We start from the raw sequence: 23858 nt of genomic DNA on the forward strand, positions 1-23858 counted from the left end.
CGGCAGTAAAAACGCCGCATTATTGCGCAACTGGAAAGGGCATTTTCGCCTTGTTTGCGCTCACAATGCGCGGGTCGCGTCGAAAAAGGCTTTTGCATGAAAAAAGGCGGTTTTCTTGATATTTACATCCACTTGCGCCTCTTCATCGACGCCCCATTGCTCTTCCTGCCAGGTTTCGTCCAGCCGAGAGGCCGCCCAAATATCAGGCGTCTCGCCCTGCTCTTGAGCGGCTGCAAAACCAAGGATCAGCGAACCGGTCAAACTGACCAGATCGTGAAAGCTCGCCAATTCGAACGCAGACAGCGCATGCGTGTGCCGTGACAGGGCCAAAAGCGCCGCTTCATCCTGTGATTCGTGCATCAATCCGACCCTCGGATGCAGCCGTGCACCCAAGGTCGCGTCGGCCCACTCCAGATAGGGATCCCAGGTTTTCGCCTGCCGCTCGACAAGCTCAACCGGGTTCTCCGCACGGTAACACAGCAGGTCCGCATCCCCGTAGGCGGCCAGCATATCCGCAACTTCGGCACGCTGCACGGCCACCTTGTCGATAGCCGCGTTGGCCGTGCGGGTGAACGGCATGCTTAGCGGGTCAATCTCGCCCTCTTGCGCGTCCCATTCCGCCGCAATGGCTTGCGCAATCGCATCCGTTGGCACGATCAGCGCGGCCTTGGCGGGGGTTTTGACCGCGCGCCCGTCCAGGGACACGGTCCAGCCGCCCTGCGCCTCCTCGACCTGGGCCTCTGTCCAGAACCGTTTTGCTTTCCATTCCGCCATCTTAACGTTCCCAAAGCTGTGCGAGGGCTGGATCGAGCCCATCAAAGTCATCCAGAACAGCGGCCGCCTCCGTCAGATGGGCCGCCGGGTGATAGCCCCAGGAGACACCGACAAACGCCATACCCGCCGCCCCGGCCATATCCATGTCAAAGGTCGTGTCCCCGATCATCACCGCCTGATCGGCCTCGACCCCTGCCTCGTTCATGGCGGCGTGCAGCATTGCGGGATGCGGCTTGGACGGATGGAAATCCGCCACCTGCTGCGTCACGAAATAGGGCCGCAGGTCATAGGCATCCAGCAACAGATCAAGGCCCCGCCGGGATTTTCCCGTTGCAATGCCCAACAGGATATTCGGCTCGGCTTGCAACCGCTCCAACGCGTCGCGCGCACCTGGGTACAAAGGCGACGACGCGCGCGCTCCGGCCGCCGCGCGACGCTCCACATATGCGGCCTTATAAGCCCTCACCAACCCATCGCCATCAGCATCCGGCGCCAGCCGCGCCATGGCCTGCGGCAAGGACAGCCCCACAATGCTCAGAATGTCGGCGCGTGCAGGCACGGCCACGCCCAAACCGTCAAAGGCCGCCGTCATACTGGCCACAATATCGGCCTGACTGTCGACCAAAGTGCCGTCCACGTCAAAGACCACCAGCCGCAGATCAGTCGCCATGCAATGCCTCGAACGGATCATCGGCGGCCAGGTCTTCGGTCCAACCAAAGGTGTCCCAGCTTTGCTTCATATGCTCGGGCATGGCGGCGGTAATCGTGGTCACCTTGCGGGTCTCGGGATGTTCAAAACGCATCATTCGGGCGTGCAAGTGCAGCTTTTTCGAGATGATGCCGCCCAATTGCGCACCCCAGCCATCGCCGAGGTTTTCCTGACCCGACCCGCCATATTTCCCGTCGCCAATGATCGGGTGCCCGATCTCGGCCATATGTGCACGCAACTGGTGGGTGCGGCCCGTGATTGGCTCCATCGCGACCCAGGATGCACGTGACGCAACCCGAAACAGCGTGGCATAAAGCGTCGCGGCCCGTTTGGCGCCGGGTGTGCTCTCAACCTCTCGCGGGTGCACGGCGATCATCTTTTCGCCCTCGCCCCGCGCGCCATGACCACCGGCCTTGACCAGACCGTATTTGATCTCGCCCAGGTAAGGGGTCGGCACACCGGCCACCAAGGCCCAGTAAATCTTGCGGGTCTCACGGTGGCGCATGGCTGCCGTCAACGCTTTGGCCGCCAGTCGCGTGCGGGCCAGCAGCAAGACACCGGAAGTGTCCTTGTCCAGGCGGTGCACCAACCGCGGCTTTTCCTCGAACCCGAATTTCAGGGCTTCGGCCATGCCGTCCACGTGCCGGGTCTGGCCCGATCCACCCTGCGTCGGCAGGCCCGCGGGTTTGTTCAGCGCGATCACCTGATCGTCGCGGTAAATGACGCAGGACTGGATCAGCTTGGTATCCGCCTCCGACACAGTCGTTCGGACAACGGGGGGCGCTGCCTTGTCCGGCAGTGGCGGCACACGCACCTGTTGACCCGCCTCCACGCGGGTCGACGACTTTACGCGGCCCCCGTCCACGCGGCACTCCCCCTTGCGGCACATCTTTTCGATCATACCCTGGCTCACCTGCGGAAAGCGGCGCTTGAACCAGCGGTCCAGACGCTGATCGCCTTCGTCCTCAGTGACGGTTACGGTTTGAACACGGCTCATGCGAATACCCCTCGGGCAACGATCAGCCCCAACGCCAGGGCGCCTACCGACAGGCCCACCGACAGCAAAATATAAAGACCCGCCTGCCCCATCTGACCGCGCTCGATCAGGGTCATGGTCTCAAGCGAAAAGGCGGAGAACGTGGTGAAACCGCCCAGGATACCCGTCATCACGAAGGGGCTGAGATGGGTCAGCCCCTTATGGGCTGCGGCCACCACAAAGACACCCATCAGGAACGAGCCCACCACATTCACGGTGATGATGGCCAACGGAAAGTCGGATGGCCCCAGCGCACGTATCACCGCCATGCCGGTCAGCCAACGCAGAGACGCGCCAATCGCCCCGCCAAGGGCCACAAGAGACAAGGTTGAGATCATGGGCGGTCTGTCGTCTGTAAGGGCGGCAGAGTCAAGTTTCGCGCTTGGCGCGCAGCTTGGCAAAATACTCGACCCGCTTCTTTAAGTCCCGCTCAAAGCCCCGTTCGACCGGCTGGTACAGATCGGGCCGCGCCATCCCGTCAGGGAAATAGTTCTGGCCCGAAAACCCATCCTCGGCATCGTGATCATAGGCATAGCCCTTGCCATAGCCCTGATCCTTCATCAGCGATGTCGGCGCGTTCAGGATATGTTTGGGCGGCGGCTCTGACCCGGTTTGCTTGGCCGCGCGACGGGCACCCTTGTAAGCATTGTAAACCGCGTTGGATTTGGGCGCGAGGGCGAGGTAGACAAGCGCCTGTGCGATGGCCAACTCCCCCTCGGGGCTTCCCAACCGCTCGTACGTTTCCCAAGCCTGCACGCAATAGGCCTGCGCCTGCGGATCGGCCAGGCCGATATCCTCGACCGCCATACGGGTGATGCGGCGGGCCAGGTATCGCGGGTCCTCGCCCCCCTCCAGCATCCGGGCAAACCAATAAAGGGCCGCATCCGGGTCAGACCCCCTGACCGATTTGTGCAAGGCCGAAATCAGATTGTAATGCGCATCGCCCGACTTGTCATATTGGGCCGCGCGCCGCATCAAGCGACCCGAAAGCGCGGCTTGATCCAACGGCGCTTCGACCCTCCAGGCCATTACCTGCTCGATCAGGTTCAAAAGCGCGCGGCCATCGCCATCGGCCATCTCCAACAGCGCCTCGCGGGCGGCGCCGGTCAGAGGCAAAGGGCGGCCCAACTCCTGCTCGGCCCGCTGGGCGAGCAATTCCAGGTCCTTAAGGTCCAGGCGCTCCAACACCAGCACCTGCGCCCGGCTGAGCACAGCGGCGTTCAGCTCAAAGCTGGGGTTTTCCGTCGTGGCCCCGACCAAAAGGATCGTGCCATCCTCCATATGGGGCAAGAACCCGTCCTGCTGCGCCTTGTTGAAACGGTGGATTTCGTCAACGAACAGCAATGTGCCTTGCCCGTTCTGGCGCCGGATGCGTGCCGCCTCGAATACCTTTTTCAGGTCCGGGACACCGGTGAAGATGGCGCTGATCTGCACAAAATGCAGGTCGGTCTCGTGAGCCAAAAGGCGGGCAATGGTCGTCTTGCCCACGCCGGGCGGCCCCCAGAATACCAGCGACCCAAGGGCCCCTGCCGCCAACATGACCGTCAACGGCGCATCGGGGCCCAGCACCTGGCGTTGCCCAATGACCTCGCTGAGCCGGGTTGGCCGCAAGCGGTCCGCCAAAGGGCGGTGGCCCGTGTCGGCAGGCGGTTCAGAGGCAAAAAGATCCGCCATCAAAACCGCAAGACAACACGGCGCGTACCGCGCAGCAGGCGCACAACACTGCCACGGGACGCGCGTTCAAAGGCCCGCACCGCATCATCCACCGCCGCGATATCGAACCGGTCAATGCGCTGCAGTACGTCGCCGACACGCAGGCCAGCGCGGCGGCCAATCGCGCCGGTCTGTGTCACCACCACACCCTCGGAAGCCAGCGGCAAGTTCATCTCGGCGATCACAGCCGGGTTGATCCCGCTCAGTGCGAGGCCAGGCAGGTTGCCACCCTCCGGCAAGGTCACGGCATTCCGGGCGGGCACTTCGGGCGGCGGAATCAAGGCCACGGTCAGATCGGCGATCTCCCCATCGCGCAGCCGGGTCATCGTGGTCGTCTCGCCCGCCCGCGCCACGCTCATCCGAAACAGCATTTCGGCCGGGCTGTTCACCTCTGACCCGTCCACGGACAAGACGACATCGCCCACGGCAAAACCCGCCTCAGCCAAGGGGCTGACCGGATGCAGGCCCGCGATGATAATGCCGCCCGACCGGTCACGGCCCAGCATCTCGGCCAGATCAGCGGTGACCGCTTGGCCTGTGGCTCCTGCCCAAGGGCGGACAAAGCGGTCATTTCCCGCCTGCGCCTGCCGGACAAAGGCGGCCACAAGGTCCGCAGGAATGGCAAAGCCAATGCCGTTGGAACCGCCCGACCGGGTCAGGATCGACGTGTTGATGCCGATCAACGTGCCATCCATCCCGATCAACGCCCCGCCCGAGTTGCCCGGGTTGATGGGCGCATCGGTTTGTACAAAATACCCGCGCCCACCCCCATTGGCGCCACCGGATCGGGCCAGGCCCGACACAATGCCCGACGACACGGTCTGACCCACGCCAAAGGGGTTGCCGATGGCCAGGGCCAATTCGCCGACGTCCACGGTTTCACTGTCGCGCAAGCGCAAAAAGGGCAGGTCATCCGCGCCCTCAAGCTGCAAGATCGCCAGATCGCTTTCGCGGTCGCCCAGAAGCACGCGTGCTGTGAATTCGCGGCGGTCATTCAGGACCACACGAATATCTGTGGCCATGCCCACCACATGGTAATTGGAAACGATAATACCGTCAGAAGACAGGATAACGCCCGACCCAAGCGAGTTCTGGACCCGAGGCTCAGGCGCACCAAACCCGTCAAAGAAACGCTCAAAAAATGGATCATCCATAAAAGGCGTGCGGCGGCGGGATTGGGTGACAACCTTGGCATAGATGTTCACCACGGCAGGCGCTGTTTGGCGCACCAATGGCGCAAAGCTAAGGCTGATCTCGCCCGCACTCTGCGGCACGCGGGTTTCGGCCATGGCCGCAAAAGGCAGCAGGCAGATCAAGAGCGTTAAGAGATGTTTCATTGTTCCAAAAATATGCAAACTCAACGGCTCAAATGCAAGATGCGGGCGCGGCCTCTGACCCAGCCCAAAACGCAAAAACCCCCGCCAAGGCAGGGGTTTCACGCGCAACGAACGGTCGTCGCTTACTCTTCTGCGGCCTCTTCGGCAGCAACGCGGGCCTTGTCAGCGGCGCCTTTGGCGTCGCGGTCGCGGTCCACAAATTCGATGATCGCCATGGGCGCCATGTCGCCATAGCGGAAGCCCGCCTTGAGAACGCGAACGTAACCACCCTGACGGTCGGCATAGCGGGGGCCGAGGACGTCAAACAGTTTGGCGACGTATTGCTCCTCTTTCAGCTTGGACGCGGCCTGACGACGGGCGTGCAGGTCGCCGCGTTTGGCCAGCGTGATCATCTTTTCGATGATCGGGCGCAATTCCTTGGCCTTGGGCAAAGTTGTCTTGATCTGCTCATGTTCGATGAGCGAGCCGGCCATGTTGCTGAACAACGCCTTGCGGTGCTCATGTGTCCGGTTCAGGCGGCGGTAACCACGTGCGTGACGCATTTTCTAGTCTCCAATTTGGTGCCCTCTACGGGCGGTTTTGCTTTGTCTGGCCCGCGATGCGTGTCTTGGGCTCTCCTTGGGGTCAGCGTTTTCGGAACGAAAGCGCGTAACCCGGATATTGTCCGCCCGAGGGCGGGCAATGAAAGGGTCATGGACCCGGTCGTTGTCGGATGGGCGTGGTCGCCCACCCGAGGGCTTAGAAGTTGTCTTCGAACTTCTTGGCCAAGTCTTCGATGTTGTCCGGCGGCCAGTCCTCGACATCCATGCCAAGGTGCAGACCCATGCCCGACAGCACTTCCTTGATCTCGTTCAAGGATTTGCGGCCAAAGTTCGGCGTGCGCAGCATTTCGGCTTCGGTCTTCTGGATCAGATCGCCAATATACACGATATTGTCGTTCTTCAGGCAGTTGGCCGAACGGACAGACAGTTCCAGCTCGTCCACTTTCTTCAGCAGAAGCGGGTTGAACTCGAGACCATCGTCATCGTCCTGACGGCTGGCAGACTCCGGCTCGTCAAAGTTGACGAAGATGCCCAGTTGGTCCTGCAGGATGCGTGCGGCAAAGGCCACGGCGTCGTCCGGCGTGATGGAGCCATCGGTTTCGACCTTCATGGTCAGCTTGTCATAGTCCAGCACCTGGCCCTCACGGGTGGGTTGAACGTCATAGCTGACCTTCTTGACGGGCGAATAGATCGCATCGATTGGGATCAGACCGATGGGCGCATCTTCGGGCTTGTTCTTATCCGCAGACACATAGCCTTTGCCGGTGTTGACGGTCAGTTCCATGTAGACGTCCGCACCATCGTCAAGGTGACAGATGACGTGATCGCGGTTCAGGATCTCGATGCCCGCGCTCTCCGAAATGTCGCCCGCCGTCACAACGCCCGGACCTTTGGCAGAGATCGACAGGCGCTTGGGCCCTTCGACTTCCATCCGCAGGGAAACGCCCTTTAGGTTCAGGATGATGTCGGTCACGTCCTCACGGACACCCGCAACGCTGGAAAACTCGTGCAGCACGTTGTCGATTTGCACCGACGAGATGGCCGCACCCTGCAGCGAGCTCATCAGCACGCGGCGCAGAGCATTGCCCATGGTGAGGCCAAAGCCACGCTCCAGCGGTTCGGCGATCACGGTCGCCTGGCGCGCAGGCTCGTTGCCCGGTTTTACGTCAAGCTGCTGTGGCTTGATCAGTTCGGCCCAGTTCTTGTGGATCATGGTCCCTCCATTCTTGTCTGCGCGCCATGTCCTAACGCGCCGACTCCCGAGGTTTCAAAAAAGCAGAGTGGGGCCGTGCAAACCACGCGGCCCCAAACGTTGTAAAATCAGGCTTAGACCCGGCGGCGCTTGGGTGGGCGGCAGCCGTTGTGGGCAATCGGCGTCACGTCGCGGATCGACGTGATGTTGAAGCCAACAGCTGCCAGCGCGCGCAGCGCAGATTCGCGACCGGAGCCAGGACCCTGCACTTCGACCTCGATGGTCTTCACGCCGTGTTCCTGTGCCTTCTTACCCGCATCTTCCGCAGCCATCTGAGCGGCATAAGGTGTGGATTTCCGCGACCCTTTGAAGCCCATGGTGCCAGCAGACGACCAGGAAATGGCGTTGCCCTGCACATCCGAGATCAGGATCTTGGTGTTGTTGAACGAAGAATTCACGTGGGCAACGCCCGCTGCGATATTCTTGGAGACCTTGCGCTTGGTGCGCCGTGTATCACGTGCCATTGATGCAGCCCTCCCTTATTTCTTCTTACCGGCAATGGCCTTTGCGGGGCCTTTGCGGGTGCGAGCGTTGGTGTGTGTGCGCTGACCACGGACGGGCAGATTGCGACGGTGGCGCAGGCCACGGTAGCAGCCCAGATCCATCAGGCGCTTGATGTTCATCTGCGTTTCACGACGCAGGTCACCTTCGACGGTGAAGTTTTCGTCGATATGCTCGCGGATTTTCAGAACTTCGGCGTCAGACAGCTCATTCACCCGGCGGGTGAAGTCGATGCCGACAGCTTCGCAGATCTGTTGAGCGGAAGAGGTGCCGATGCCTGTGATGTAAGTCAGTGCAATCGGAACCCGTTTGGCTGTGGGGATGTTGACCCCTGCAATACGTGCCACGTGAGGCATTCCTTTTCGTTGCGAGCCCGTGATGCCAGGCCCTTTTTTCACAACATAAGGCCCAAGGATTTTGCCCCCGGGCCTGCCGCTGATCAGGTGATCCGACGGGACGCGTTCCCGTCTTTGATTCTCGCTAGAGATGGCGTGAGATAGGCCTTGTTCCGTTGGAGGTCAAGTGGCCTTGTTCGGGCCACGCAGGGCCCCCTTTTGCTCGCGCCTGATCTGCGCTTCCCACTTGGCCGCCAGCGTCTCGAATTCGCTGAACGCTTTGTTGGCGGGCACCTCGGTGCCGCTGTCCGGGGTGGGGGTTCGGATATGTGTGACAAAATCCGCGGCCGCGTGCCAGTCGCGCACCACGGTCGAGCGCATGAAATCGCCATACACCCCTTCATCAAGGATACCCTTGCGGATGCCAATCGCCATCAATTCATAGTGGTTGAGATAGGCGATCACCTTGCGGCGTTGTTCCAACAACTGCGGATTGGTCACCGACTTCAGTTGCTCGAACCCGCCATCATCTTTGCGCACATCCGTAAACGCCTTGTAGAGCGATTGGTAATGCTCAGTCGTCTCGGATCGTTCAATCAGGTCCAGCGTGGCGCGTTTGCGCGCGATTTCCTTGTTCGACCTGATCGAAGTGATGGAAATGATCGCAGCGGCACAGGCCGACAGCGCGATGACCAAAGGAGAGACCCACCAGAACGAATTAGAGGCCGCACATATCACAAGTGCAGCCTCTGCAAATTCTTGGCATTCGGACATTAAGATTAGTCCCGGTATCCTTCACGAAGCATCTGAAGTCTCCTCTGCTACACCGTTAATGTAGGTATGAACGGGTAAAAAAACAACTAATTTACGGTTCAGGCGCTCAAGACATCCGCAATGGCGATCTTCACGCCGTTAATCTCGCCCAGACCATCAACCTTGGTCAACTGGCCCTTGGCATAGTAATACCCGATCAGCGGCGAGGTCTTCTTGTAATATTCCATCAGGCGGGTCTTGAGGCTTTCCTCATTGTCGTCCGCCCGGCGCTTGAACTGGTTCTCGGCGCCGCAATTGGTGCATTTGCCGTCCGCAGGGATCGGTTTGGTGTTGTCGTTGTAAACTTCGCCGCACGCGCCACAGGTCGAGCGGGCCACGATGCGGGCAACCAGCGCCTCATCATCGACTTCCATCTCGATCACCGCATCCAGGGTCTCGCCCTGCTCAGCCAAAAGCGCATTCAGCGCATCGGCCTGGGCCAGTGTCCGGGGGAAGCCGTCAAAGATGAAACCGCTCGCTTTTACGGTCTCTAGCTGTTCGCGGATGAGGCCGATCACGATCTCGTCTGTCACCAACGCACCGCGCGCCATGACGTCGGCGACAACCTTGCCCATCTCCGTGCCGCTGTCTTTGGCCGCGCGCAACATGTCGCCGGTCGAGAGTTGCACCATGCCGCGTTCCTCAACGAGAAAGCGCGCTTGGGTTCCCTTGCCCGCACCAGGCGGGCCAAGCAGGATAATGTTCATCTGGTGTCCCTCCCCCCAGGATGCGCTCAGCGGCGCACCGGGCTCCGTTTTTTGCGGCCTTTTGACCCTTTGCCACGCAGCTGCGATTTCTCGATCAGCCCTTCATATTGATGGGCCAGCAGGTGGCTTTGCGCTTGCTGGATCGTGTCCATGGTGACCGACACAACAATCAGGACGGACGTGCCGCCGAAATAGAACGGAATGGCGAATTGACCGCGCAGAATTTCCGGCAGCAAGCAGACCAGCGCCAGATAACCCGAGCCCAGAACCAGCACGCGGTTGACCACATATTCCAGATATTCGGCCGTCTTCTTGCCCGGGCGAATACCGGGGACAAAGCCGTTCTGGTTCTTGAGGTTGTCCGCCACATCATCAGGCTTAAAGCTGACGTTGAAGGTGTAGAAATAGGCAAAGAACACGATCATCACGACAAAGAACGCCAGGTACAGCGGCTGCCCGGGGCCAAAGTTGGCCAAAAGCCAGCTCATGATCGGGTTGGTCGAGTTACCCGAGAAGGTGCTGATGGTGATCGGCAACAGCAGCAGGGACGAGGCAAAAATCGCAGGGATAACGCCTGCTGGGTTGACCTTGACGGGCAAGTGGCTGGAGCCGCCGTCATAGACCTTCATGCCCACCTGACGACGGGGATACTGGATGTGAATCTTGCGCAGGGCGCGTTCCATGAACACCACGAATGTGATGGTGACGATGACCATGACGAGCACGCCGATGATAACCGCAGGGCTGATGGCACCAGACCGGCCAGAGGCAAAGAATTGCGCGATGGCGGCGGGGACCTCGGCGATGATACCGACAAAGATGATCAGCGAAATGCCGTTGCCGATGCCGCGTGCGGTGATCTGTTCACCCAACCACATCAGGAACATGGTGCCGCCCACGAGGGTGATCAGGCAGGACATGCGGAAGAACATGCCGGGATCGGTGACCAAATCACCCGATTCCAGCGATACGGCAAGGCCATATGCCTGCAAGGTGGCCAGCGCCACGGTGCCGTAACGGGTGTATTGGTTAATCTTCTTGCGGCCCTGCTCGCCCTCTTTCTTCAATTGTTCCAGCTTGGGAACCATCGAAGTCATCAGCTGCACAATAATCGAGGCCGAGATGTAAGGCATGATGCCAAGGGCAAAGATGCCCATGCGGCCCAACGCGCCGCCGGTGAACATGCTGACCATGCCGCCGATGCCTTGGCCCGCGCTCTCCATGAACTCCCGCAGGGCTGCGCCATCAATGCCGGGCACGGGAATAAACGTGCCCAAACGATAAACGATCAGCAAACCAAGGGTGAACAGGATGCGATTGCGCAGGTCAGTGGCCTTGCCCAGAGCGCTCCAGCTCGTGTTGGCGGCCATATTCTCGACAGCAGATACCATGCGGGCGATGTCCTTTGGCAAAACGCCGCCCAAACCGTTCTCCGGCAGGCGGCGCTATGGAAAACTCAAGCCTATGTAAGCCGCAAGAGCGCGGCTCACAAGGCGTGTTTACGGCTTACTCGGCGGCTGCGGCTGCAACGGCCAGAGTGCCACCGGCTTTTTCGACCGCTTCTACTGCGGATTTCGAAGCGCCAGTCACGTGCAGATCAACTTTGCTTGTGATCTCGCCTTTGGCCAGAACACGCACACCGTCTTTCTTGCGGCGGACAACGCCGCAAGCGATCAGCGCATCTTCGGTGATGGCTTGACCGGCATCCAGCTTGCCTGCGTCGATGAATTTCTGGATCAGGCCCAGGTTGATCACGGCGAATGCCTTGCGGTTGGGCTTGTTAAAGCCGCGCTTGGGCAGACGTTGGTACAAAGGCATTTGGCCGCCTTCGTAACCGTTGATGGCCACACCAGAACGGGATTTCTGACCTTTGATACCACGGCCACCCATCTTACCGGTGCCGGAGCCTGGGCCGCGGCCCACGCGTTTGCGGGGTTTGGTTGCGCCGGGATTGTCGCGCAGTTCATTAAGTTTCATGTCGCTTCTCCTTGCCGGAAGCACCCCCGAAGCGGAAATGGGTGAACACGGCGTTTCTTGATTTTGATTCTCCGCGGCGCAGAACGCCACCGGGGGCGTATAGACGGGTCAGACCAACAGCGCAACACTCTGGATCACTGCGCCAGACGCGGCAGTTCGCGCGCGGCCAAAGCCCAATCCCGTGACGGTGAAACCAGCCTTTCGGAAAAATGCGATTCAGAAAGCGCACACAAAATGACCAATACGCCCCTCAAACCGCACAAATTTTAATCTTTTCATGACCGCCTAAAATCATAGCGTCCAGATTCCAACTTGCCTCTTTTTATTGCAACCCAACCCCGCTTTGTGTCTCGCAGGATTTTTTCGGGAGGGATCAATCATGGTCGGAGCAGACACAGCTTGGATTATCGTCGCAACAGCGCTGGTGCTGTTGATGACATTGCCGGGGCTTGCACTTTTCTACGGGGGCCTTGTGCGCTCGCGCAATGTGCTGAGCGTTTTCATGCATTGTTACGCCATCGCATGCCTGATGAGCGTGCTGTGGTTGGTGGCGGGATATTCCATCGCCTTCGGGCCGGGGACATCAGGTTATTGGGGCGGGCTGGACAAGATGTTCCTGGACGGCGTCGATGCCGACAGTCTGGCAGGCACACTGCCCGAAGTCCTCTTTTTTGCCTTTCAGATGACGTTCGCCATCATCACCCCTGCCCTGATCGTCGGTGCCTATGTGGAACGGGTCAGCTTTGGCTTTGTCCTCCTGTTCTCAGGGCTCTGGATGTTGCTGTGCTATGCGCCAGTGGTGCATTGGGTCTGGGGCGGCGGGTTTCTCGCCGATGGCGGCATCTTTGGCGAAACAGGCCTCAAGGACTTTGCGGGTGGCGTTGTGGTGCACGAAACAGCAGGCATCGCGGCCCTCGTGCTGGCCGTCATGCTTGGGCCACGGCGCGACACGTCAAAACCACCGCACAACCCAGGCTATGTTATGATCGGCGCGGCCCTTCTGTGGGTGGGTTGGTTCGGTTTCAACGGCGGGTCGCAACTGGCCGCCGATGGCGGTGCCGCAATGGCGCTGACCGTCACGCATATTTCGGCGGCGACCGCTTCGCTCACCTGGGCACTGTGGGAGAAAATCCGCTACGGCAAGGCGTCCCTCGTGGGCATCGTCACAGGCACCATCGCCGGGTTGGCCTCGATCACCCCGGCTTCGGGCTTTGTCGGCCCGGTCGAGGCGCTGATCATCGGCGGTATAGCGGGCATCCTGTGTCAGGAAGCGGTGCGACTGATCCGAAACGTGCTGTCCATCGATGACACGCTCGATGTCTTCGCCGTACACGGCGTCGGCGGCATCTTTGGCACGCTGATGATCGCGATCTTTGGCGCGGGCAGCTTTGCGGCGCAAGCGGGTAGCCTGATCATCGTCGGTGTGTTTTCGGTGATCGTGACGATCATCATCGCAATGATCTGCAAGGCACTGGTCGGCCTGCGTGTCAGCGACGAGATCGAGCAAGAGGGGCTTGACCTTGCCGTCCATGGCGAACGGGCCTACGACCACACGTCGTAAAACCACAGCGTCCCGACTTTAGGGTCGGGGCGCTTCAATCACCGTCAACAGGCGGGTTGACCCAACGGGTCGGCGCAAAGGGCTGTGTGACGGCGCGCTCCAACATCTCCAGCCGGTCCTGCCCATAAAACAGCTCCCCTTCCAGTACGTAAGTCGGGGACCCCATCACATGGGCCGCCAGTGCGTCTTCGGCGTTGCGGGCATACTGCGCCGCCACATCAGCGCAGCGCGCCCGCACCATCAACGCCTCGGCATCATGCCCGAAGCCGCGTGCCAAAGCGGCCAAAGTCGCTTCATCCGATAGATCCGCATCATCGCGCCAATGGGCCTGCAACACAGCATGAGCCATCGCATCCACCTGCGGCCCCCTGTCGCCGAGAGCGATGATCATGCCGCTGGCCAGCGCGTAATCCGCATCATGATAGGTCGGGCGAAACGGCACCACGGGCACATCGCGCCATTCGGCCCACCGCTCGATCTCACGGCCAAAGAAATAATCGACATGGGCCTGCGTACGCGCGCGAAAAGGCAAGCTGCCCTGCGCCTCCACCACCGGCGACAGCGGGATGGGACGATGGACCAAGGTCAGGCCATGGTCGGCACAGATCTGCATCACACGGGCCGAGCCCAGATAGGCATAGGCGGAATGGGCGGAATAGTAATAGGTCAGCTCGGTCATATCTCGACGCTAGGGGCCGCACCGCGCCAGCGCAAACGGGAAATGGGACAGGGCTGCGGCAAATCAAGGGGCGGCCAGAGTATGGAATACCAGACTCGCCGCCCCTGCCCGTCACCCGTAATCTCTTCAACATAGTAGAGATTCCAGGCCGCATGGTTTTAGCGGCCACACCATTCCAAGACGCACCGCCCCGGCGGATACCATTTTCGGAGAGACGACATTGCTTGAAACGCTTTTTCAAGACGCGCCCTTTTTGCGCCTGATCGGGATTATCGCGGCCCTGCTGAGCGTGTTTGCCTATCTGCCCTACGCGCTGGACACCATCGCGGGGCGGACACGGCCGCAACGGGCCTCCTGGCTGATCTGGTCAGTGCTGGGGGCCATTGCGCTTGGCTCGCAGATCTACGAAGGGGCCACGGCATCGCTCTGGTTCGCGGCGATGCAGGTCACCGGGACGGTGGTAATATTCGCCCTGTCAATCAAATGGGGCACAGGGACATTCGTGAACCGCTGCGACGCCTGCGTACTCATTGCGGCGGCGGGTGGGCTGGTGGCCTGGGCGCTGACGGAAACAGCCGTCTATGCGTTGGCGATCACGATCAGCATTTCGCTCTTGGGCGGTGTCATGACGGTGGTCAAAGCCTACCGCGACCCGGGGACTGAAACGCTGACCACGTGGTTCGCCTCCTTTTGCGCCGCCGCGCTGGCCATCGTCGCTGTGGGAGAACTGAATTGGGTGCTGCTGGCCTACCCGCTCTACCTCTTCGCGTTGAACGGCGCGATTGTGGGGGCGATGATGCTGGGGCGGGCGCGCAGCATCGCCGCGCCCCTCTTCACACATCATCAAACGAAAAACGCCGCGCAGTAAACTGCGCGGCGTTCTGACTGTTCCGTAGGGCGGGGTTCATCCCGCCGAACACTTAGCCTTTTTCTTCGATGATCTCGACCATATGCGGGATCGAGTTGACCATGCCGCGCACGGAAGGGGTATCTTCCAGCTCGCGGGTCTTGTGCATCTTGTTCAGGCCCAGACCGATCAGGGTCGCGCGCTGCTTGGCGGGACGACGGATGGGGGAGCCGATTTGTTTGACGACGATTGTCTTAGCCATGGGTCTCAGGCCTCCTCGGTTGCCGCTTCAGCAGCGGGCGCTTCGTCACGCTTGGGCAGAATGTCAGAGACTTTCTTGCCACGACGCTGGGCCACACCACGGGGCGACTGCTCTTTCTTGAGGCCGTCGATGGTGGCGCGGATCATGTTGTAGGGGTTCTGCGAACCAATGGACTTGGAAACCACGTCCTTCACGCCCAGCATTTCGAACACGGCACGCATGGGACCACCGGCGATGATACCTGTACCCTCAGGGGCGGTGCGCATAACGACTTTACCGGCGCCGTGACGGCCTTCCATATCGTGGTGCAGGGTCCGACCTTCGCGCAGTTGCACGCGGATCATCTGGCGCTTGGCCTGCTCGGTGGCTTTGCGAATGGCCTCGGGGACCTCTTTCGCCTTGCCTTTGCCGAAACCAACGCGGCCTTTCTGGTCACCAACCACAACGAGGGCGGCGAAACCAAAGCGCTTACCACCCTTTACGGTCTTGGACACACGGTTGATCGCAACCAGGCGATCGGCAAATTCTGGGGTCTCGTCACGGTCGCGACGGTTGCCCCGACGGTTATCACGTTCTGCCATGAGAACATCCTTTTATCAGGTGGCGCATGCGCCAATTGGGTCAATCCTGGTGGGCGACATGCCCCCGGATCATCGGGGCCGCGCGGACGCGGCCCACAGGGTCTTAGATTTTCAGACCACCTTCACGGGCCGCGTCGGCCAGGGCCTTCACTTTACCATGAAAGAGGAAACCGCCGCGGTCGAAATAGGCCTCGACCACGCCTGCTTTCTTCGCGCGCTCGGCAATCGCGGCGCCCACCTTGGTGGCGGCCTCCACGTTGTTCTTGCCCACAACGCCCAGATCCTTTTCGAGGGTCGAGGCAGCGGCCAGGGTCACACCTTGCACGTCGTCGATCAGCTGAACGCTGATGTTCTTGTTCGAACGGTGAACGCTCAGGCGGGGACGCCCGGCGTTGACCTTGCGAAGTTTGTTCCGGACGCGCAGGCGGCGCTTGAGGAACAGGGTCCGTTTGCTGTTTGCCATTTGTCTGGTCCTTACTTCTTCTTGCCTTCCTTGCGGAAGATAAACTCGCCCTTATAGCGGATGCCTTTGCCCTTGTAGGGCTCGGGCTTGCGCCATTCGCGAATGTTTGCGGCAACCTGACCAACGATCTGCTCGTCGATACCTTCGACAACGATCTCGGTCTGCTTGGGGGCTGTGACGGTCACGCCAGCGGGTGGGGTGTAATCCACATCGTGGCTCAGGCCGAGGTTCAGTTTCAGAGTGTTGCCCTGCATGCTGGCACGATAACCAACACCCTGGATTTCCAGCTCTTTCTTGAAACCATCGGTGACGCCTGTGACCAGGTTCGCGACCATGGTGCGGCTCATGCCCCACTGCTGGCGCGCGCGCTTGGATTTGCCACGGGGCGTGATTGTGACGACATTGTCTTCAACCGCCAGGGTCACATCGTCGGTCGCCTTGAACGAACGGGTGCCTTTGGGGCCTTTGACTTCGATCACCTGACCAGAGACGGATGCGGTGACACCCGAAGGCAGATCGACCGGTTTCTTACCAATACGAGACATCTGCTTCTCCTTAGAAGATCGTGCAGAGCACTTCGCCGCCAACGTTTTGGCTGCGAGCGTTTGCATCCGACATCACACCTTTGGAGGTGGAGACAATCGACACGCCCAGGCCCTGACGGACCGAAGGAATGTCACCGACGGACATGTAAACGCGACGACCGGGCTTGGAGACCCGCTTCAATTCGCGAATGACAGGTTCGCCTTCGTAATATTTCAGGCTGATCTCGATGGCGGGGTGGCCATCTTCACCTTTGGTCTCTTCGAAACCACGGATGTAACCTTCGTCCGCCAACACTTCGAGAACGCGAACACGCAGTTTCGACGCAGGGGTCGAGACCACGGATTTGCCGCGCATCTGGCTGTTGCGGATGCGGGTGAGCATATCTGCGATAGGATCGTTCATATCTCTCTCTCCCTTACCAGCTGGACTTGACCATGCCGGGGATCTGGCCGGCAGAGCCCAGTTCCCGCAGCGCGATCCGGCTGATCTTCAGCTTGCGGTAATACGCATGCGGACGACCGGTCAGTTGGCAACGATTGTGAAGACGCACGGCAGAGCTGTTGCGGGGCAGTTTTGCCAGCTTCAGCGAGGCGCGAAAACGCTCTTCCATCGGTTTGGTTTCGTCGCTGATAATTGCTTTGAGCTCGGCACGCTTTGCGGCGTACTTTTTCACCAGCTTTTCGCGCTTCACTTCGCGCGCGATCATGGATTTTTTAGCCATATCTAGTCTCTCCTGCGCTTACGAGTTGAAGGGCATGTTGAAATGCTTGAGCAAGGCTTTTGCTTCGGCATCTGTTTCGGCGGTCGTGGCGATCACGATGTCCATCCCCCATGTCTCGTCAACTTTATCAAAGTCGATCTCGGGGAACACGATGTGCTCTTTCATGCCCATGGCATAGTTGCCACGGCCATCAAAGCTTTTGCCCGGAATGCCGCGGAAGTCACGGATACGGGGCATCGCGATGGTGATCAGACGATCCAGGAATTCGTACATCCGGTCGCCGCGCAGGGTCACCTTGGCACCCAAAGGCATGTCCTCACGCACCCGGAAACCCGCGATGGATTTCTTGGCGGTGGTGGTCAGGGCCTTTTGGCCTGCAATCGCGGTCAGGTCTTCCTGAGCGGATTTGGCTTTCTTGCTGTCACGCACGGCTTCGGCGCCACAGCCGATGTTCAGAACGATCTTGTCCAGACGCGGGATCTGCATGTCGTTCTTATAGCCGAATTCCTCTTTCATCGCGGCGCGAATGGTGTCGCGATACGTTGCCTTGAGGCGGGGGGTGTAGGTTGCAGTGTCGAGCATCAGATCACGTCCCCTGTTGTCTTGGCAAAGCGGACTTTCTTGTCGCCGTCCATTTTGAAACCAACGCGGGTCGGTTTGCCATTGGCATCGAGCAGCGCGAGGTTGGACAGATCAACTGGCATCGCCTTGGGGATGCGGCCGCCTTGGCTTGTCTGGGTTTGACGGGTGGCACGGATCGCGATGTTCAGGCCATCGACAACGGCCTTGTTCGCTTTGGGGTCGATCGAGGAAATGGTGCCCTCACGGCCCTTGTCCTTGCCAGCGAGCATGACGACCTTGTCGCCTTTTTTCAGCTTAGCAGCCATATCACAGCACCTCCGGCGCGAGCGAGATGATTTTCATGAAGTTCTTGCCGCGCAGTTCGCGCACGACGGGCCCAAAGATACGGGTGCCGACGGGCTCGTTGTTGTTATTCAGGATAACAGCTGCGTTGCGGTCAAAGCGGATGGCGGTACCATCGTCGCGGCGAACTTCTTTGGCGGTGCGTACGACGACGGCCTTGCGGACGTCACCTTTCTTTACGCGACCACGTGGGATGGCTTCCTTGACCGACACGACGATGACGTCGCCGACGGATGCGTATTTACGCTTGGAACCACCCAGAACCTTGATGCACTGCACACGGCGCGCGCCGCTGTTGTCAGCAACATCCAGGTTGGTTTGCATCTGGATCATTTGGTTTCTCCCGACCTTTGGGGGGCGATGCGTGCCTTGTCCCCAGGGTTTCGATTAATGTGGCAAATGCCGGAGGCGTTTAAGCTTCCAGCACTTCCCAGCGTTTTGTCTTCGACTTGGGGGCACATTCGATAATCCGAACGCTGTCGCCCACTTTGAAGGCATTCTTTTCATCGTGCGCCCGGTATTTCTTGGACTTACGAATGGTCTTTTTCAGAACCGGATGCGTGAAACGACGTTCCACAGACACGGTGATGGTTTGGGCATTGGCATCGGATGTCACGGTGCCGGACAGAATACGCTTGGGCATACGTGCGCTCCTTATTCAGCCGCTTTGGCGGCAAGTTCGTTCAGGATCGTCTTGACGCGCGCAGCATCACGACGGGCACCGCGCAGACGCGCGGGGTTCTCAAGCTGGCCAGTGGCCTGCTGGAACCGCAGGTTGAAGGCTTCTTTTTTCAGGTTTGCCAGTTCATCACGAAGCTGGTCCGGGGTCTTATCCCGAAGTTCTTGGGCGTTCATGCGCCTTTTCCTTTCAACATCACGGGAGGGCCCTTTGCGACATGCGCGGGGTCACCCTGATTCCCGTGGAGTGGGTGGTGAAGTGCGCCGTATAGGGGGGGCATTCGACTATGGCAAGCACGTTTTAGCATGAACGCCATTGGGGCACGCATGTCGTTCAGTGCAAGGCACCGTTTACACTATGGACGCCCATACCGTTAGGGACTGCCAGTTTCGCGCTGACCCAACGCAGCATCCAGAAAAACCTGCATCAAAAAGGGTCATGACGAATAAAGTCGAAATAGCCAACAAACAGCGAAACCGAATAAAAACGGAAGCCGTTGCTTAGCCACGGACTGTATCTAACGTTCTTTCCTCAAACGACACTGCACTCTGAAGAACGTCAGAACCCTTAAATGGAAATGCTTGCCCTTTTGTCCCTGTTTGGTTGTCCCTGTTTGGCGGCGCCGCGATCCTTCCGTTGCTTTTCGACGATGACGACAACGCCCCCGTCGAGGGGGTCGATCTCGAAATCGATGAAGGCGGCCGGGTCGTAGGACCCGCGGGGGCGGACACCGTTGCCCTCCTGGATACGGTCAATGAACTCACCCTCGACACCGGCACCGGGGACGACACAATCCAAGGGTCCGATGCCTTTGCTGGTGTCTATGCGTCGACAATAGACGCGGGTGCAGGCGATGATTTGCTTGAACTGGTTGCCGACAGCGCGACTATCTATGGTGGCGATGGGAATGACACGATGTTTATCGATGGCACCGCCTTCATTTTGGACGCCGTGCCGGAGATGACTTTATCGACGTGGGACTCGGCGACGGCGACATCATCATCCACGGCGGCGAAGGTGACGACATGCTTTTGGGGGGCGCCGATAACGTAAGTCTTTATGGCGGTGACGGCGACGATGTTATTTAGGTCTTTGGTCCAGGCGATCAGGATGCTGGCTATGCCGAAATCGCCGTTGGCGAGGCAGGCAATGACACGATCATCATGACGAGTAACCTGACCTCCGATCTGACCACCAACCCATATAACGGTCCGCTTTCAGCAAGCGGGGGTGAGGGCAGCGACACCTTCAAAATCGAGACTCAGGACGTCATCTTCGAAGAACTCGGCCCGGTCGAAGATCCGGCAGACGCCTACCACGATGGCGTTTTGACGGCCGAAGCCTTTGACATCTGGGATTTTGAACCGGGTGTGGACCAAATCACTGTCGATGCCGACGCAGTGACCGAAGGTGGCGTGCTTGCGTCCGCACGCTTGGATGAGGGTACGGATCACAAGGGCGATCCGCTGACCGAACCTGTCCTGACCTATGAAAACGACACACAGCAAAGCATTGAAGTTGTCGTCACCTTGGAAGGTACCACAGGCGTCACCTGGCAGGACATCGAATTCATCGGTGATCAAGTGCCCGAGCTTGCCGCGGTGACCTGACCTGCCACCTTATCAAGTCCCCCTGCCCGACGGCCCAAACATCGGAACCTGTGCGGTAGGGGCAAGGGTATCTGAATAGCGCAGAAAACTCTGGGGCGTGGGCCGACAAATGCGCAGGCCAATGTATATTCCAGCCGAAATAATGCTTTCAATTTTCAACCTATTATAGAACTCCAGACATCACTCGTTCTCGACCAATTCAAATTCCCGTTCAAAGGAATACCGTCAACGCCCGTAACGGGTGACGCAAAAACGGTAGAAAATCTATATTTTTAATAGGCTTAACGGAAACCCAGAGAACCACGTGCTCAGCCCGCAAGCGATAAACCACCGCAAATGAGGCACATCTCAAATTGACCTTTGCGTCAACTTCCAGACTCGTCTTATGCTGCATGAACGCAATTGCGCATCGACCGCCAATTCGAATGCGCGAAAAAACATGGAAAGAACACCCAAAACACACGCAACCACATCACGAAAAACATCCGAATTGTGAGGCGGCCAAAGGCATTCCACATGCTACGCCTGTCTCACGGCTGCCGGACCCGCACCGCAACACCGACCCAGGGACAGTCCCATGGAAGACACAGACGCCAAAACGATTGCCACAGCGCTTTTGCAAGATACCCGGCTTGAGATGTTTGGCGGCAGCTATGATGTCTGGATTTCCTCCTTTGCATTGCCGCAAGAGGTACAGACCTTTGACGGCCAACAGATCTTGGAAACGGTCGAGGACCTCAGAGCGCTCTACCACACGCTGTCAGCCCATCTGTCCCGGCGCGGGATCACCGACATCGTCCGCTACGTGATCGCCGCCGAATTTCGCGACCCGAACGTGATCCACTCGACCCACGAGACGCGGCTGATGCGCGGAAATCAACTGGTGGACGCGCCCTATGCCACCTATTCAGTGCTACGCAAGGCCGCGACCGGCTGGCAGGTGGCGGACAGCACCTATGCCATCGCCGACAATGACGATCATTCGAAACTGCTGGTCGGACGGCTCTGATCCTGCCGTCGCCACTGGTTCTGTGCGGCTCTCTGCGCTAAAGGTCCCGCATGCCCAAGATCACATCGCTTTTCGCCACCCGCCTCTATCACGCCCCTCTGTCCGAATGTGACCCACAGGTCGATCCGGAAGAGTTGGAGCAGAACTGCTATGCCATCGCCGAGGACGATGAGGCAGGCCACGACTGGTGCGAAGAGCACGGCTATCCCGGCTACACCTCCTATGCGTCGCTCGATGATCTGCCCTGGCGCTTCCCGATCTTTGCCGATCTGGTCAAGGCGCTCGACGCCCATGTCGCCGCCTTCGCCCGTGACTGTGCCTTCGATCTGGGCGACAAGGCGCTCAAGCTCGACAGCATCTGGATCAACATCCTGCCCGAAGGCGGCATTCATACGGGCCACATCCACCCCCATTCGGTGATCTCAGGCACGACCTATGTTGCGATGCCCGAAGGGACCTCTGCGCTAAAGCTGGAAGACCCGCGCCTGCCGATGATGATGGCATCCCCCGGTCGTTTGGCGGACGCGCCCGATGATTTGAAACAGTTCCACTATGCGCGACCCTCAGTGGGTGATGTGTTGCTGTGGGAAAGCTGGTTGCGCCACGAGGTGCCCATGAACATGAGCGAAGACGAACGGGTGTCCGTGTCGTTCAACTATGGCTGGGAGTGAGAGGGACGGTTCGCGCAGCGACAAACATTCCGGGGGAATATTTGAGGGCCGAGCGGGCGGAGCCCAATCGGTTGCGCGTTCAATTTCTTGAGCAAAAAGCCTGGCGACGCTATTTCCGCGCCGCCTTATTCGCCTCTTCCGCTGCCTTGCGCGCGGCCTTCTCCTCTTTGGTCAGCGTATTGCCCCACTGATTGTTGGACAGCCCCAGGCCCTCCGGCATCGGCTTGGTCTTCCCCTTCTTGACCTCGCCTCCTTTGGCAAGAAACTCCTTGATCAGATCTTCATCCGTGGTCGGCTTGGGAACGTGTTTCATGGGCGAGACCTCTTGCATCAGTTTGAACGACGATACACTGCCGAGACGCATCTGTTAAGCGCCGGTGAGCTTGATTGCACCATGCATGAGGTGCACGTTGCAAACGCCCACAGCCACTGCCAATTTCAGGCCCAGACAATTCGCACCTGAAAAAACACACCAATTGATTTACGTGATCGAGAAGCACATACTCTATCATGAGTTTAGTTTTATGAGAGTGTTTTGGAAACAGTAATTGGCATTCTGTTTGCAGGTATTTTGCTTCTATTGGCCGGCAAACTATTTGGCGGTGGCCAATCCAAAAAAGACGTACATCCCACACCCCGCCAGCACCAGGCAAATTCAAAGAAGCAGGCACCAAGCACAACAGAGCGGCAAAAACCCGCACGACCACGCCCAATTACATCCGGGGTTGAACATGCGCCACCGCCAGACATTCCGGCGTCCCGCCAACTTAACGGCAAAGCCTATGTCATTGATGGTGACACGATCGTCGTCCAAAAGATCAAGGTACGCTTGGCCGGCATCGATGCGCCTGAATTGAACCAGCCTTGGGGTCAGAAATCTAAATGGGAAATGGTCAAAATTTGTAAAGGTCAAGCGATCCGCGTCGAGCTGACCGGTGAGACGTCCTATGATCGGCTGGTTGGAACATGTTATCTGCCGGATGACCGGGACATAGGCGCTGAAATTATTAAGGCCGGTTTGGCGTTGGACGGCGGACATTTCTCAAAGGGCAAATATCGCCACCTCGAGCCCGCCGGAATACGCAAGAAACTCAGACATTATCGTCGTTGGAACTAGAAAACCCCCGACGCATCCACGCCGGGGGCTCTCAATTTCGCCGTAGGGCGGGGTTCACCCCGCCACCACTTACCAGTCCTCGCGGACCACGACGCGTGTCTTGATCGGCAGCTTCATCGCCGCTAGGCGCAGGGCCTCGCGGGCGATGTCGTCGCCGACGCCGTCGATCTCGAACATCACGCGGCCGGGTTTGACCTTACAGGCCCACCGATCCACAGACCCCTTACCTTTACCCATACGAACTTCGATAGGTTTGGCGGTCACAGGCACATCGGGGAAAATCCGGATCCAGACCCGGCCCTGACGTTTCATGTGACGGGTCATGGCACGACGTGCCGCTTCGATCTGACGGGCGGTGACCCGCTCAGGTTCCAGAGCTTTCAGGCCGAAGGTGCCAAAGTTCAGGTCAGACCCGCCCTTTGCCTTGCCCTTGATCGAGCCCTTAAACTGCTTACGGAATTTGGTACGCTTTGGTTGAAGCATCTAAATGCC

At 59.2% G+C, this 23858-nt stretch carries 36 protein-coding genes; 8 read left to right on the top strand and 28 right to left on the bottom strand.

Features of this window, described 5'->3' with window-relative positions; all coding sequences use genetic code 11:
- Window positions 1–60 precede the first annotated feature (60 nt).
- From Q1A44_RS17825 to rplO, 14 genes are all read right to left on the bottom strand, one after another.
- The gene (locus Q1A44_RS17825) at window positions 61–774 is read right to left on the bottom strand and encodes an ATP12 family chaperone protein (RefSeq protein ID WP_299627990.1); all 714 of its coding nucleotides are present in this window, start codon (window positions 772–774) and stop codon (window positions 61–63) included.
- Between the two features lies 1 nt (window position 775).
- Window positions 776–1444, bottom strand: coding sequence for an HAD-IA family hydrolase (locus tag Q1A44_RS17830; protein WP_299627992.1), 669 nt, complete (start codon window positions 1442–1444; stop codon window positions 776–778).
- Window positions 1434–2480: an RluA family pseudouridine synthase gene (locus Q1A44_RS17835; protein ID WP_299627994.1), complete on the bottom strand. Its 1047-nt coding sequence runs from the start codon at window positions 2478–2480 to the stop codon at window positions 1434–1436. The genes Q1A44_RS17830 and Q1A44_RS17835 overlap by 11 nt, the downstream gene beginning before the upstream one ends.
- A complete protein-coding gene (gene crcB / locus Q1A44_RS17840; RefSeq protein WP_299627996.1) occupies window positions 2477–2857 on the bottom strand; it encodes a fluoride efflux transporter CrcB in 381 nt (126 codons plus the stop codon). The genes Q1A44_RS17835 and crcB overlap by 4 nt, the downstream gene beginning before the upstream one ends.
- Window positions 2858–2888: 31 nt before the next feature.
- The gene (locus Q1A44_RS17845) at window positions 2889–4193 is read right to left on the bottom strand and encodes a replication-associated recombination protein A (RefSeq protein ID WP_299627998.1); all 1305 of its coding nucleotides are present in this window, start codon (window positions 4191–4193) and stop codon (window positions 2889–2891) included.
- Window positions 4193–5569, bottom strand: coding sequence for a trypsin-like peptidase domain-containing protein (locus tag Q1A44_RS17850; RefSeq protein WP_299628000.1), 1377 nt, complete (start codon window positions 5567–5569; stop codon window positions 4193–4195). Before Q1A44_RS17850 ends, Q1A44_RS17845 begins: the two co-directional genes overlap by 1 nt.
- Window positions 5570–5691: 122 nt before the next feature.
- Complete coding sequence (gene rplQ, locus Q1A44_RS17855; protein WP_299628002.1) at window positions 5692–6111, bottom strand: 50S ribosomal protein L17; 420 nt, start codon at window positions 6109–6111, stop codon at window positions 5692–5694.
- 196 nt (window positions 6112–6307) lie between these two features.
- Window positions 6308–7324 (bottom strand): DNA-directed RNA polymerase subunit alpha, encoded by a 1017-nt coding sequence (locus Q1A44_RS17860; RefSeq protein ID WP_299628004.1) that lies wholly within the window; start codon window positions 7322–7324, stop codon window positions 6308–6310.
- Window positions 7325–7437: 113 nt separating this feature from the next.
- Complete coding sequence (gene rpsK / locus Q1A44_RS17865) at window positions 7438–7827, bottom strand: 30S ribosomal protein S11 (protein ID WP_299628006.1); 390 nt, start codon at window positions 7825–7827, stop codon at window positions 7438–7440.
- 15 nt (window positions 7828–7842) lie between these two features.
- A complete protein-coding gene (rpsM, locus tag Q1A44_RS17870) occupies window positions 7843–8211 on the bottom strand; it encodes a 30S ribosomal protein S13 (protein ID WP_299628008.1) in 369 nt (122 codons plus the stop codon).
- A 171-nt stretch (window positions 8212–8382) separates the two neighbouring features.
- On the bottom strand, window positions 8383–8973 hold the full coding sequence (locus tag Q1A44_RS17875) for a DUF4760 domain-containing protein (RefSeq protein WP_299628010.1): 591 nt from the start codon (window positions 8971–8973) through the stop codon (window positions 8383–8385).
- A 98-nt stretch (window positions 8974–9071) separates the two neighbouring features.
- Window positions 9072–9719 carry an adenylate kinase gene (locus Q1A44_RS17880; RefSeq protein ID WP_299628012.1) on the bottom strand — a complete coding sequence of 216 codons (648 nt, stop codon included), beginning with the start codon at window positions 9717–9719 and terminating at the stop codon, window positions 9072–9074.
- 26 nt (window positions 9720–9745) lie between these two features.
- Window positions 9746–11110: a preprotein translocase subunit SecY gene (gene secY, locus Q1A44_RS17885; RefSeq protein ID WP_299628014.1), complete on the bottom strand. Its 1365-nt coding sequence runs from the start codon at window positions 11108–11110 to the stop codon at window positions 9746–9748.
- Window positions 11111–11225: 115 nt separating this feature from the next.
- A complete protein-coding gene (rplO, locus tag Q1A44_RS17890; RefSeq protein ID WP_299628016.1) occupies window positions 11226–11696 on the bottom strand; it encodes a 50S ribosomal protein L15 in 471 nt (156 codons plus the stop codon).
- 379 nt (window positions 11697–12075) lie between these two features.
- On the opposite strand from rplO, the gene Q1A44_RS17895 reads away from it, so the two are divergent.
- Entirely contained in the window at window positions 12076–13257 is a 1182-nt protein-coding gene (locus Q1A44_RS17895; RefSeq protein WP_299628018.1) for an ammonium transporter, read from the top strand.
- A 34-nt stretch (window positions 13258–13291) separates the two neighbouring features.
- On the opposite strand, the gene Q1A44_RS17900 is transcribed toward Q1A44_RS17895, so the two are convergent.
- Complete coding sequence (locus Q1A44_RS17900; protein WP_299628020.1) at window positions 13292–13936, bottom strand: 2-hydroxychromene-2-carboxylate isomerase; 645 nt, start codon at window positions 13934–13936, stop codon at window positions 13292–13294.
- A 220-nt stretch (window positions 13937–14156) separates the two neighbouring features.
- On the opposite strand from Q1A44_RS17900, the gene Q1A44_RS17905 reads away from it, so the two are divergent.
- Window positions 14157–14804, top strand: a complete 648-nt coding sequence (locus Q1A44_RS17905) for a hypothetical protein (RefSeq protein WP_299628022.1) — start codon at window positions 14157–14159, stop codon at window positions 14802–14804.
- Window positions 14805–14856: 52 nt separating this feature from the next.
- On the opposite strand, the gene rpmD is transcribed toward Q1A44_RS17905, so the two are convergent.
- From rpmD to rpmC, 11 genes are all read right to left on the bottom strand, one after another.
- Window positions 14857–15045 carry a 50S ribosomal protein L30 gene (gene rpmD, locus Q1A44_RS17910; protein WP_138663714.1) on the bottom strand — a complete coding sequence of 63 codons (189 nt, stop codon included), beginning with the start codon at window positions 15043–15045 and terminating at the stop codon, window positions 14857–14859.
- 5 nt (window positions 15046–15050) lie between these two features.
- Window positions 15051–15626 carry a 30S ribosomal protein S5 gene (gene rpsE / locus Q1A44_RS17915; RefSeq protein WP_299628025.1) on the bottom strand — a complete coding sequence of 192 codons (576 nt, stop codon included), beginning with the start codon at window positions 15624–15626 and terminating at the stop codon, window positions 15051–15053.
- Window positions 15627–15729: 103 nt separating this feature from the next.
- Window positions 15730–16089 carry a 50S ribosomal protein L18 gene (gene rplR, locus Q1A44_RS17920; protein ID WP_299628027.1) on the bottom strand — a complete coding sequence of 120 codons (360 nt, stop codon included), beginning with the start codon at window positions 16087–16089 and terminating at the stop codon, window positions 15730–15732.
- Between the two features lie 11 nt (window positions 16090–16100).
- Entirely contained in the window at window positions 16101–16634 is a 534-nt protein-coding gene (rplF, locus tag Q1A44_RS17925; protein WP_299628029.1) for a 50S ribosomal protein L6, read from the bottom strand.
- Window positions 16635–16644: 10 nt separating this feature from the next.
- Window positions 16645–17037, bottom strand: a complete 393-nt coding sequence (gene rpsH / locus Q1A44_RS17930) for a 30S ribosomal protein S8 (RefSeq protein WP_299628031.1) — start codon at window positions 17035–17037, stop codon at window positions 16645–16647.
- Between the two features lie 13 nt (window positions 17038–17050).
- The gene (gene rpsN, locus Q1A44_RS17935) at window positions 17051–17356 is read right to left on the bottom strand and encodes a 30S ribosomal protein S14 (RefSeq protein WP_299146835.1); all 306 of its coding nucleotides are present in this window, start codon (window positions 17354–17356) and stop codon (window positions 17051–17053) included.
- Between the two features lie 18 nt (window positions 17357–17374).
- Complete coding sequence (gene rplE / locus Q1A44_RS17940; RefSeq protein WP_299628033.1) at window positions 17375–17938, bottom strand: 50S ribosomal protein L5; 564 nt, start codon at window positions 17936–17938, stop codon at window positions 17375–17377.
- Window positions 17938–18243, bottom strand: a complete 306-nt coding sequence (rplX, locus tag Q1A44_RS17945; RefSeq protein WP_299628035.1) for a 50S ribosomal protein L24 — start codon at window positions 18241–18243, stop codon at window positions 17938–17940. Before rplX ends, rplE begins: the two co-directional genes overlap by 1 nt.
- A gap of 1 nt (window position 18244) precedes the next feature.
- Window positions 18245–18613, bottom strand: coding sequence for a 50S ribosomal protein L14 (gene rplN, locus Q1A44_RS17950; RefSeq protein WP_113821507.1), 369 nt, complete (start codon window positions 18611–18613; stop codon window positions 18245–18247).
- Between the two features lie 79 nt (window positions 18614–18692).
- The gene (gene rpsQ, locus Q1A44_RS17955) at window positions 18693–18923 is read right to left on the bottom strand and encodes a 30S ribosomal protein S17 (protein WP_299628038.1); all 231 of its coding nucleotides are present in this window, start codon (window positions 18921–18923) and stop codon (window positions 18693–18695) included.
- Window positions 18924–18934: 11 nt separating this feature from the next.
- Window positions 18935–19135, bottom strand: coding sequence for a 50S ribosomal protein L29 (gene rpmC, locus Q1A44_RS17960; RefSeq protein WP_299628040.1), 201 nt, complete (start codon window positions 19133–19135; stop codon window positions 18935–18937).
- A 427-nt stretch (window positions 19136–19562) separates the two neighbouring features.
- Here rpmC and Q1A44_RS17965 point away from each other — a divergent pair, with 427 nt between their 5' ends.
- The 5 genes from Q1A44_RS17965 to Q1A44_RS17980 all read left to right on the top strand — a co-directional run bounded on the left by Q1A44_RS17965 (window position 19563) and on the right by Q1A44_RS17980 (window position 22249).
- The gene (locus Q1A44_RS17965) at window positions 19563–20012 is read left to right on the top strand and encodes a hypothetical protein (RefSeq protein WP_299628042.1); all 450 of its coding nucleotides are present in this window, start codon (window positions 19563–19565) and stop codon (window positions 20010–20012) included.
- On the top strand, window positions 19985–20047 hold the full coding sequence (locus tag Q1A44_RS21910) for a hypothetical protein (RefSeq protein WP_366942612.1): 63 nt from the start codon (window positions 19985–19987) through the stop codon (window positions 20045–20047). Before Q1A44_RS17965 ends, Q1A44_RS21910 begins: the two co-directional genes overlap by 28 nt.
- Before the next feature lie 75 nt (window positions 20048–20122).
- Window positions 20123–20569 carry a hypothetical protein gene (locus tag Q1A44_RS17970; RefSeq protein ID WP_299628044.1) on the top strand — a complete coding sequence of 149 codons (447 nt, stop codon included), beginning with the start codon at window positions 20123–20125 and terminating at the stop codon, window positions 20567–20569.
- A gap of 577 nt (window positions 20570–21146) precedes the next feature.
- Window positions 21147–21578: a hypothetical protein gene (locus tag Q1A44_RS17975; protein ID WP_299628046.1), complete on the top strand. Its 432-nt coding sequence runs from the start codon at window positions 21147–21149 to the stop codon at window positions 21576–21578.
- A 50-nt stretch (window positions 21579–21628) separates the two neighbouring features.
- On the top strand, window positions 21629–22249 hold the full coding sequence (locus Q1A44_RS17980) for a TIGR02466 family protein (RefSeq protein WP_299628048.1): 621 nt from the start codon (window positions 21629–21631) through the stop codon (window positions 22247–22249).
- A gap of 109 nt (window positions 22250–22358) precedes the next feature.
- Here the strand turns inward: Q1A44_RS17980 and Q1A44_RS17985 are convergent, their stop codons facing one another.
- Window positions 22359–22562, bottom strand: a complete 204-nt coding sequence (locus Q1A44_RS17985) for a hypothetical protein (protein WP_299628050.1) — start codon at window positions 22560–22562, stop codon at window positions 22359–22361.
- Window positions 22563–22784: 222 nt separating this feature from the next.
- On the opposite strand from Q1A44_RS17985, the gene Q1A44_RS17990 reads away from it, so the two are divergent.
- Window positions 22785–23366, top strand: a complete 582-nt coding sequence (locus Q1A44_RS17990) for a thermonuclease family protein (protein ID WP_299628053.1) — start codon at window positions 22785–22787, stop codon at window positions 23364–23366.
- Between the two features lie 69 nt (window positions 23367–23435).
- On the opposite strand, the gene rplP is transcribed toward Q1A44_RS17990, so the two are convergent.
- Complete coding sequence (gene rplP / locus Q1A44_RS17995; protein WP_299628055.1) at window positions 23436–23849, bottom strand: 50S ribosomal protein L16; 414 nt, start codon at window positions 23847–23849, stop codon at window positions 23436–23438.
- Window positions 23850–23858 lie beyond the last annotated feature (9 nt).

The organism is uncultured Tateyamaria sp. (assembly GCF_947503705.1).
In the GTDB taxonomy this organism is placed as follows: Bacteria; Pseudomonadota; Alphaproteobacteria; order Rhodobacterales; family Rhodobacteraceae; genus Tateyamaria.

What these genes read in the sequence shown, in the direction of transcription:
- Q1A44_RS17825 (WP_299627990.1), bottom strand. Translation starts at nt 774, where the DNA reads ATGGCGGAATGGAAAGCAAAACGGTTCTGGACAGAGGCCCAGGTCGAG.
- Q1A44_RS17830 (WP_299627992.1), bottom strand. Translation starts at nt 1,444, where the DNA reads ATGGCGACTGATCTGCGGCTGGTGGTCTTTGACGTGGACGGCACTTTG.
- Q1A44_RS17835 (WP_299627994.1), bottom strand. Translation starts at nt 2,480, where the DNA reads ATGAGCCGTGTTCAAACCGTAACCGTCACTGAGGACGAAGGCGATCAG.
- crcB (WP_299627996.1), bottom strand. Translation starts at nt 2,857, where the DNA reads ATGATCTCAACCTTGTCTCTTGTGGCCCTTGGCGGGGCGATTGGCGCG.
- Q1A44_RS17845 (WP_299627998.1), bottom strand. Translation starts at nt 4,193, where the DNA reads ATGGCGGATCTTTTTGCCTCTGAACCGCCTGCCGACACGGGCCACCGC.
- Q1A44_RS17850 (WP_299628000.1), bottom strand. Translation starts at nt 5,569, where the DNA reads ATGAAACATCTCTTAACGCTCTTGATCTGCCTGCTGCCTTTTGCGGCC.
- rplQ (WP_299628002.1), bottom strand. Translation starts at nt 6,111, where the DNA reads ATGCGTCACGCACGTGGTTACCGCCGCCTGAACCGGACACATGAGCAC.
- Q1A44_RS17860 (WP_299628004.1), bottom strand. Translation starts at nt 7,324, where the DNA reads ATGATCCACAAGAACTGGGCCGAACTGATCAAGCCACAGCAGCTTGAC.
- rpsK (WP_299628006.1), bottom strand. Translation starts at nt 7,827, where the DNA reads ATGGCACGTGATACACGGCGCACCAAGCGCAAGGTCTCCAAGAATATC.
- Q1A44_RS17875 (WP_299628010.1), bottom strand. Translation starts at nt 8,973, where the DNA reads ATGTCCGAATGCCAAGAATTTGCAGAGGCTGCACTTGTGATATGTGCG.
- Q1A44_RS17880 (WP_299628012.1), bottom strand. Translation starts at nt 9,719, where the DNA reads ATGAACATTATCCTGCTTGGCCCGCCTGGTGCGGGCAAGGGAACCCAA.
- secY (WP_299628014.1), bottom strand. Translation starts at nt 11,110, where the DNA reads ATGGTATCTGCTGTCGAGAATATGGCCGCCAACACGAGCTGGAGCGCT.
- rplO (WP_299628016.1), bottom strand. Translation starts at nt 11,696, where the DNA reads ATGAAACTTAATGAACTGCGCGACAATCCCGGCGCAACCAAACCCCGC.
- Q1A44_RS17895 (WP_299628018.1), top strand. Translation starts at nt 12,076, where the DNA reads ATGGTCGGAGCAGACACAGCTTGGATTATCGTCGCAACAGCGCTGGTG.
- Q1A44_RS17900 (WP_299628020.1), bottom strand. Translation starts at nt 13,936, where the DNA reads ATGACCGAGCTGACCTATTACTATTCCGCCCATTCCGCCTATGCCTAT.
- rpmD (WP_138663714.1), bottom strand. Translation starts at nt 15,045, where the DNA reads ATGGCTAAGACAATCGTCGTCAAACAAATCGGCTCCCCCATCCGTCGT.
- rpsE (WP_299628025.1), bottom strand. Translation starts at nt 15,626, where the DNA reads ATGGCAGAACGTGATAACCGTCGGGGCAACCGTCGCGACCGTGACGAG.
- rplR (WP_299628027.1), bottom strand. Translation starts at nt 16,089, where the DNA reads ATGGCAAACAGCAAACGGACCCTGTTCCTCAAGCGCCGCCTGCGCGTC.
- rplF (WP_299628029.1), bottom strand. Translation starts at nt 16,634, where the DNA reads ATGTCTCGTATTGGTAAGAAACCGGTCGATCTGCCTTCGGGTGTCACC.
- rpsH (WP_299628031.1), bottom strand. Translation starts at nt 17,037, where the DNA reads ATGAACGATCCTATCGCAGATATGCTCACCCGCATCCGCAACAGCCAG.
- rpsN (WP_299146835.1), bottom strand. Translation starts at nt 17,356, where the DNA reads ATGGCTAAAAAATCCATGATCGCGCGCGAAGTGAAGCGCGAAAAGCTG.
- rplE (WP_299628033.1), bottom strand. Translation starts at nt 17,938, where the DNA reads ATGCTCGACACTGCAACCTACACCCCCCGCCTCAAGGCAACGTATCGC.
- rplX (WP_299628035.1), bottom strand. Translation starts at nt 18,243, where the DNA reads ATGGCTGCTAAGCTGAAAAAAGGCGACAAGGTCGTCATGCTCGCTGGC.
- rplN (WP_113821507.1), bottom strand. Translation starts at nt 18,613, where the DNA reads ATGATCCAGATGCAAACCAACCTGGATGTTGCTGACAACAGCGGCGCG.
- rpsQ (WP_299628038.1), bottom strand. Translation starts at nt 18,923, where the DNA reads ATGCCCAAGCGTATTCTGTCCGGCACCGTGACATCCGATGCCAATGCC.
- rpmC (WP_299628040.1), bottom strand. Translation starts at nt 19,135, where the DNA reads ATGAACGCCCAAGAACTTCGGGATAAGACCCCGGACCAGCTTCGTGAT.
- Q1A44_RS17970 (WP_299628044.1), top strand. Translation starts at nt 20,123, where the DNA reads ATGACGAGTAACCTGACCTCCGATCTGACCACCAACCCATATAACGGT.
- Q1A44_RS17975 (WP_299628046.1), top strand. Translation starts at nt 21,147, where the DNA reads ATGGAAGACACAGACGCCAAAACGATTGCCACAGCGCTTTTGCAAGAT.
- Q1A44_RS17980 (WP_299628048.1), top strand. Translation starts at nt 21,629, where the DNA reads ATGCCCAAGATCACATCGCTTTTCGCCACCCGCCTCTATCACGCCCCT.
- Q1A44_RS17985 (WP_299628050.1), bottom strand. Translation starts at nt 22,562, where the DNA reads ATGAAACACGTTCCCAAGCCGACCACGGATGAAGATCTGATCAAGGAG.
- rplP (WP_299628055.1), bottom strand. Translation starts at nt 23,849, where the DNA reads ATGCTTCAACCAAAGCGTACCAAATTCCGTAAGCAGTTTAAGGGCTCG.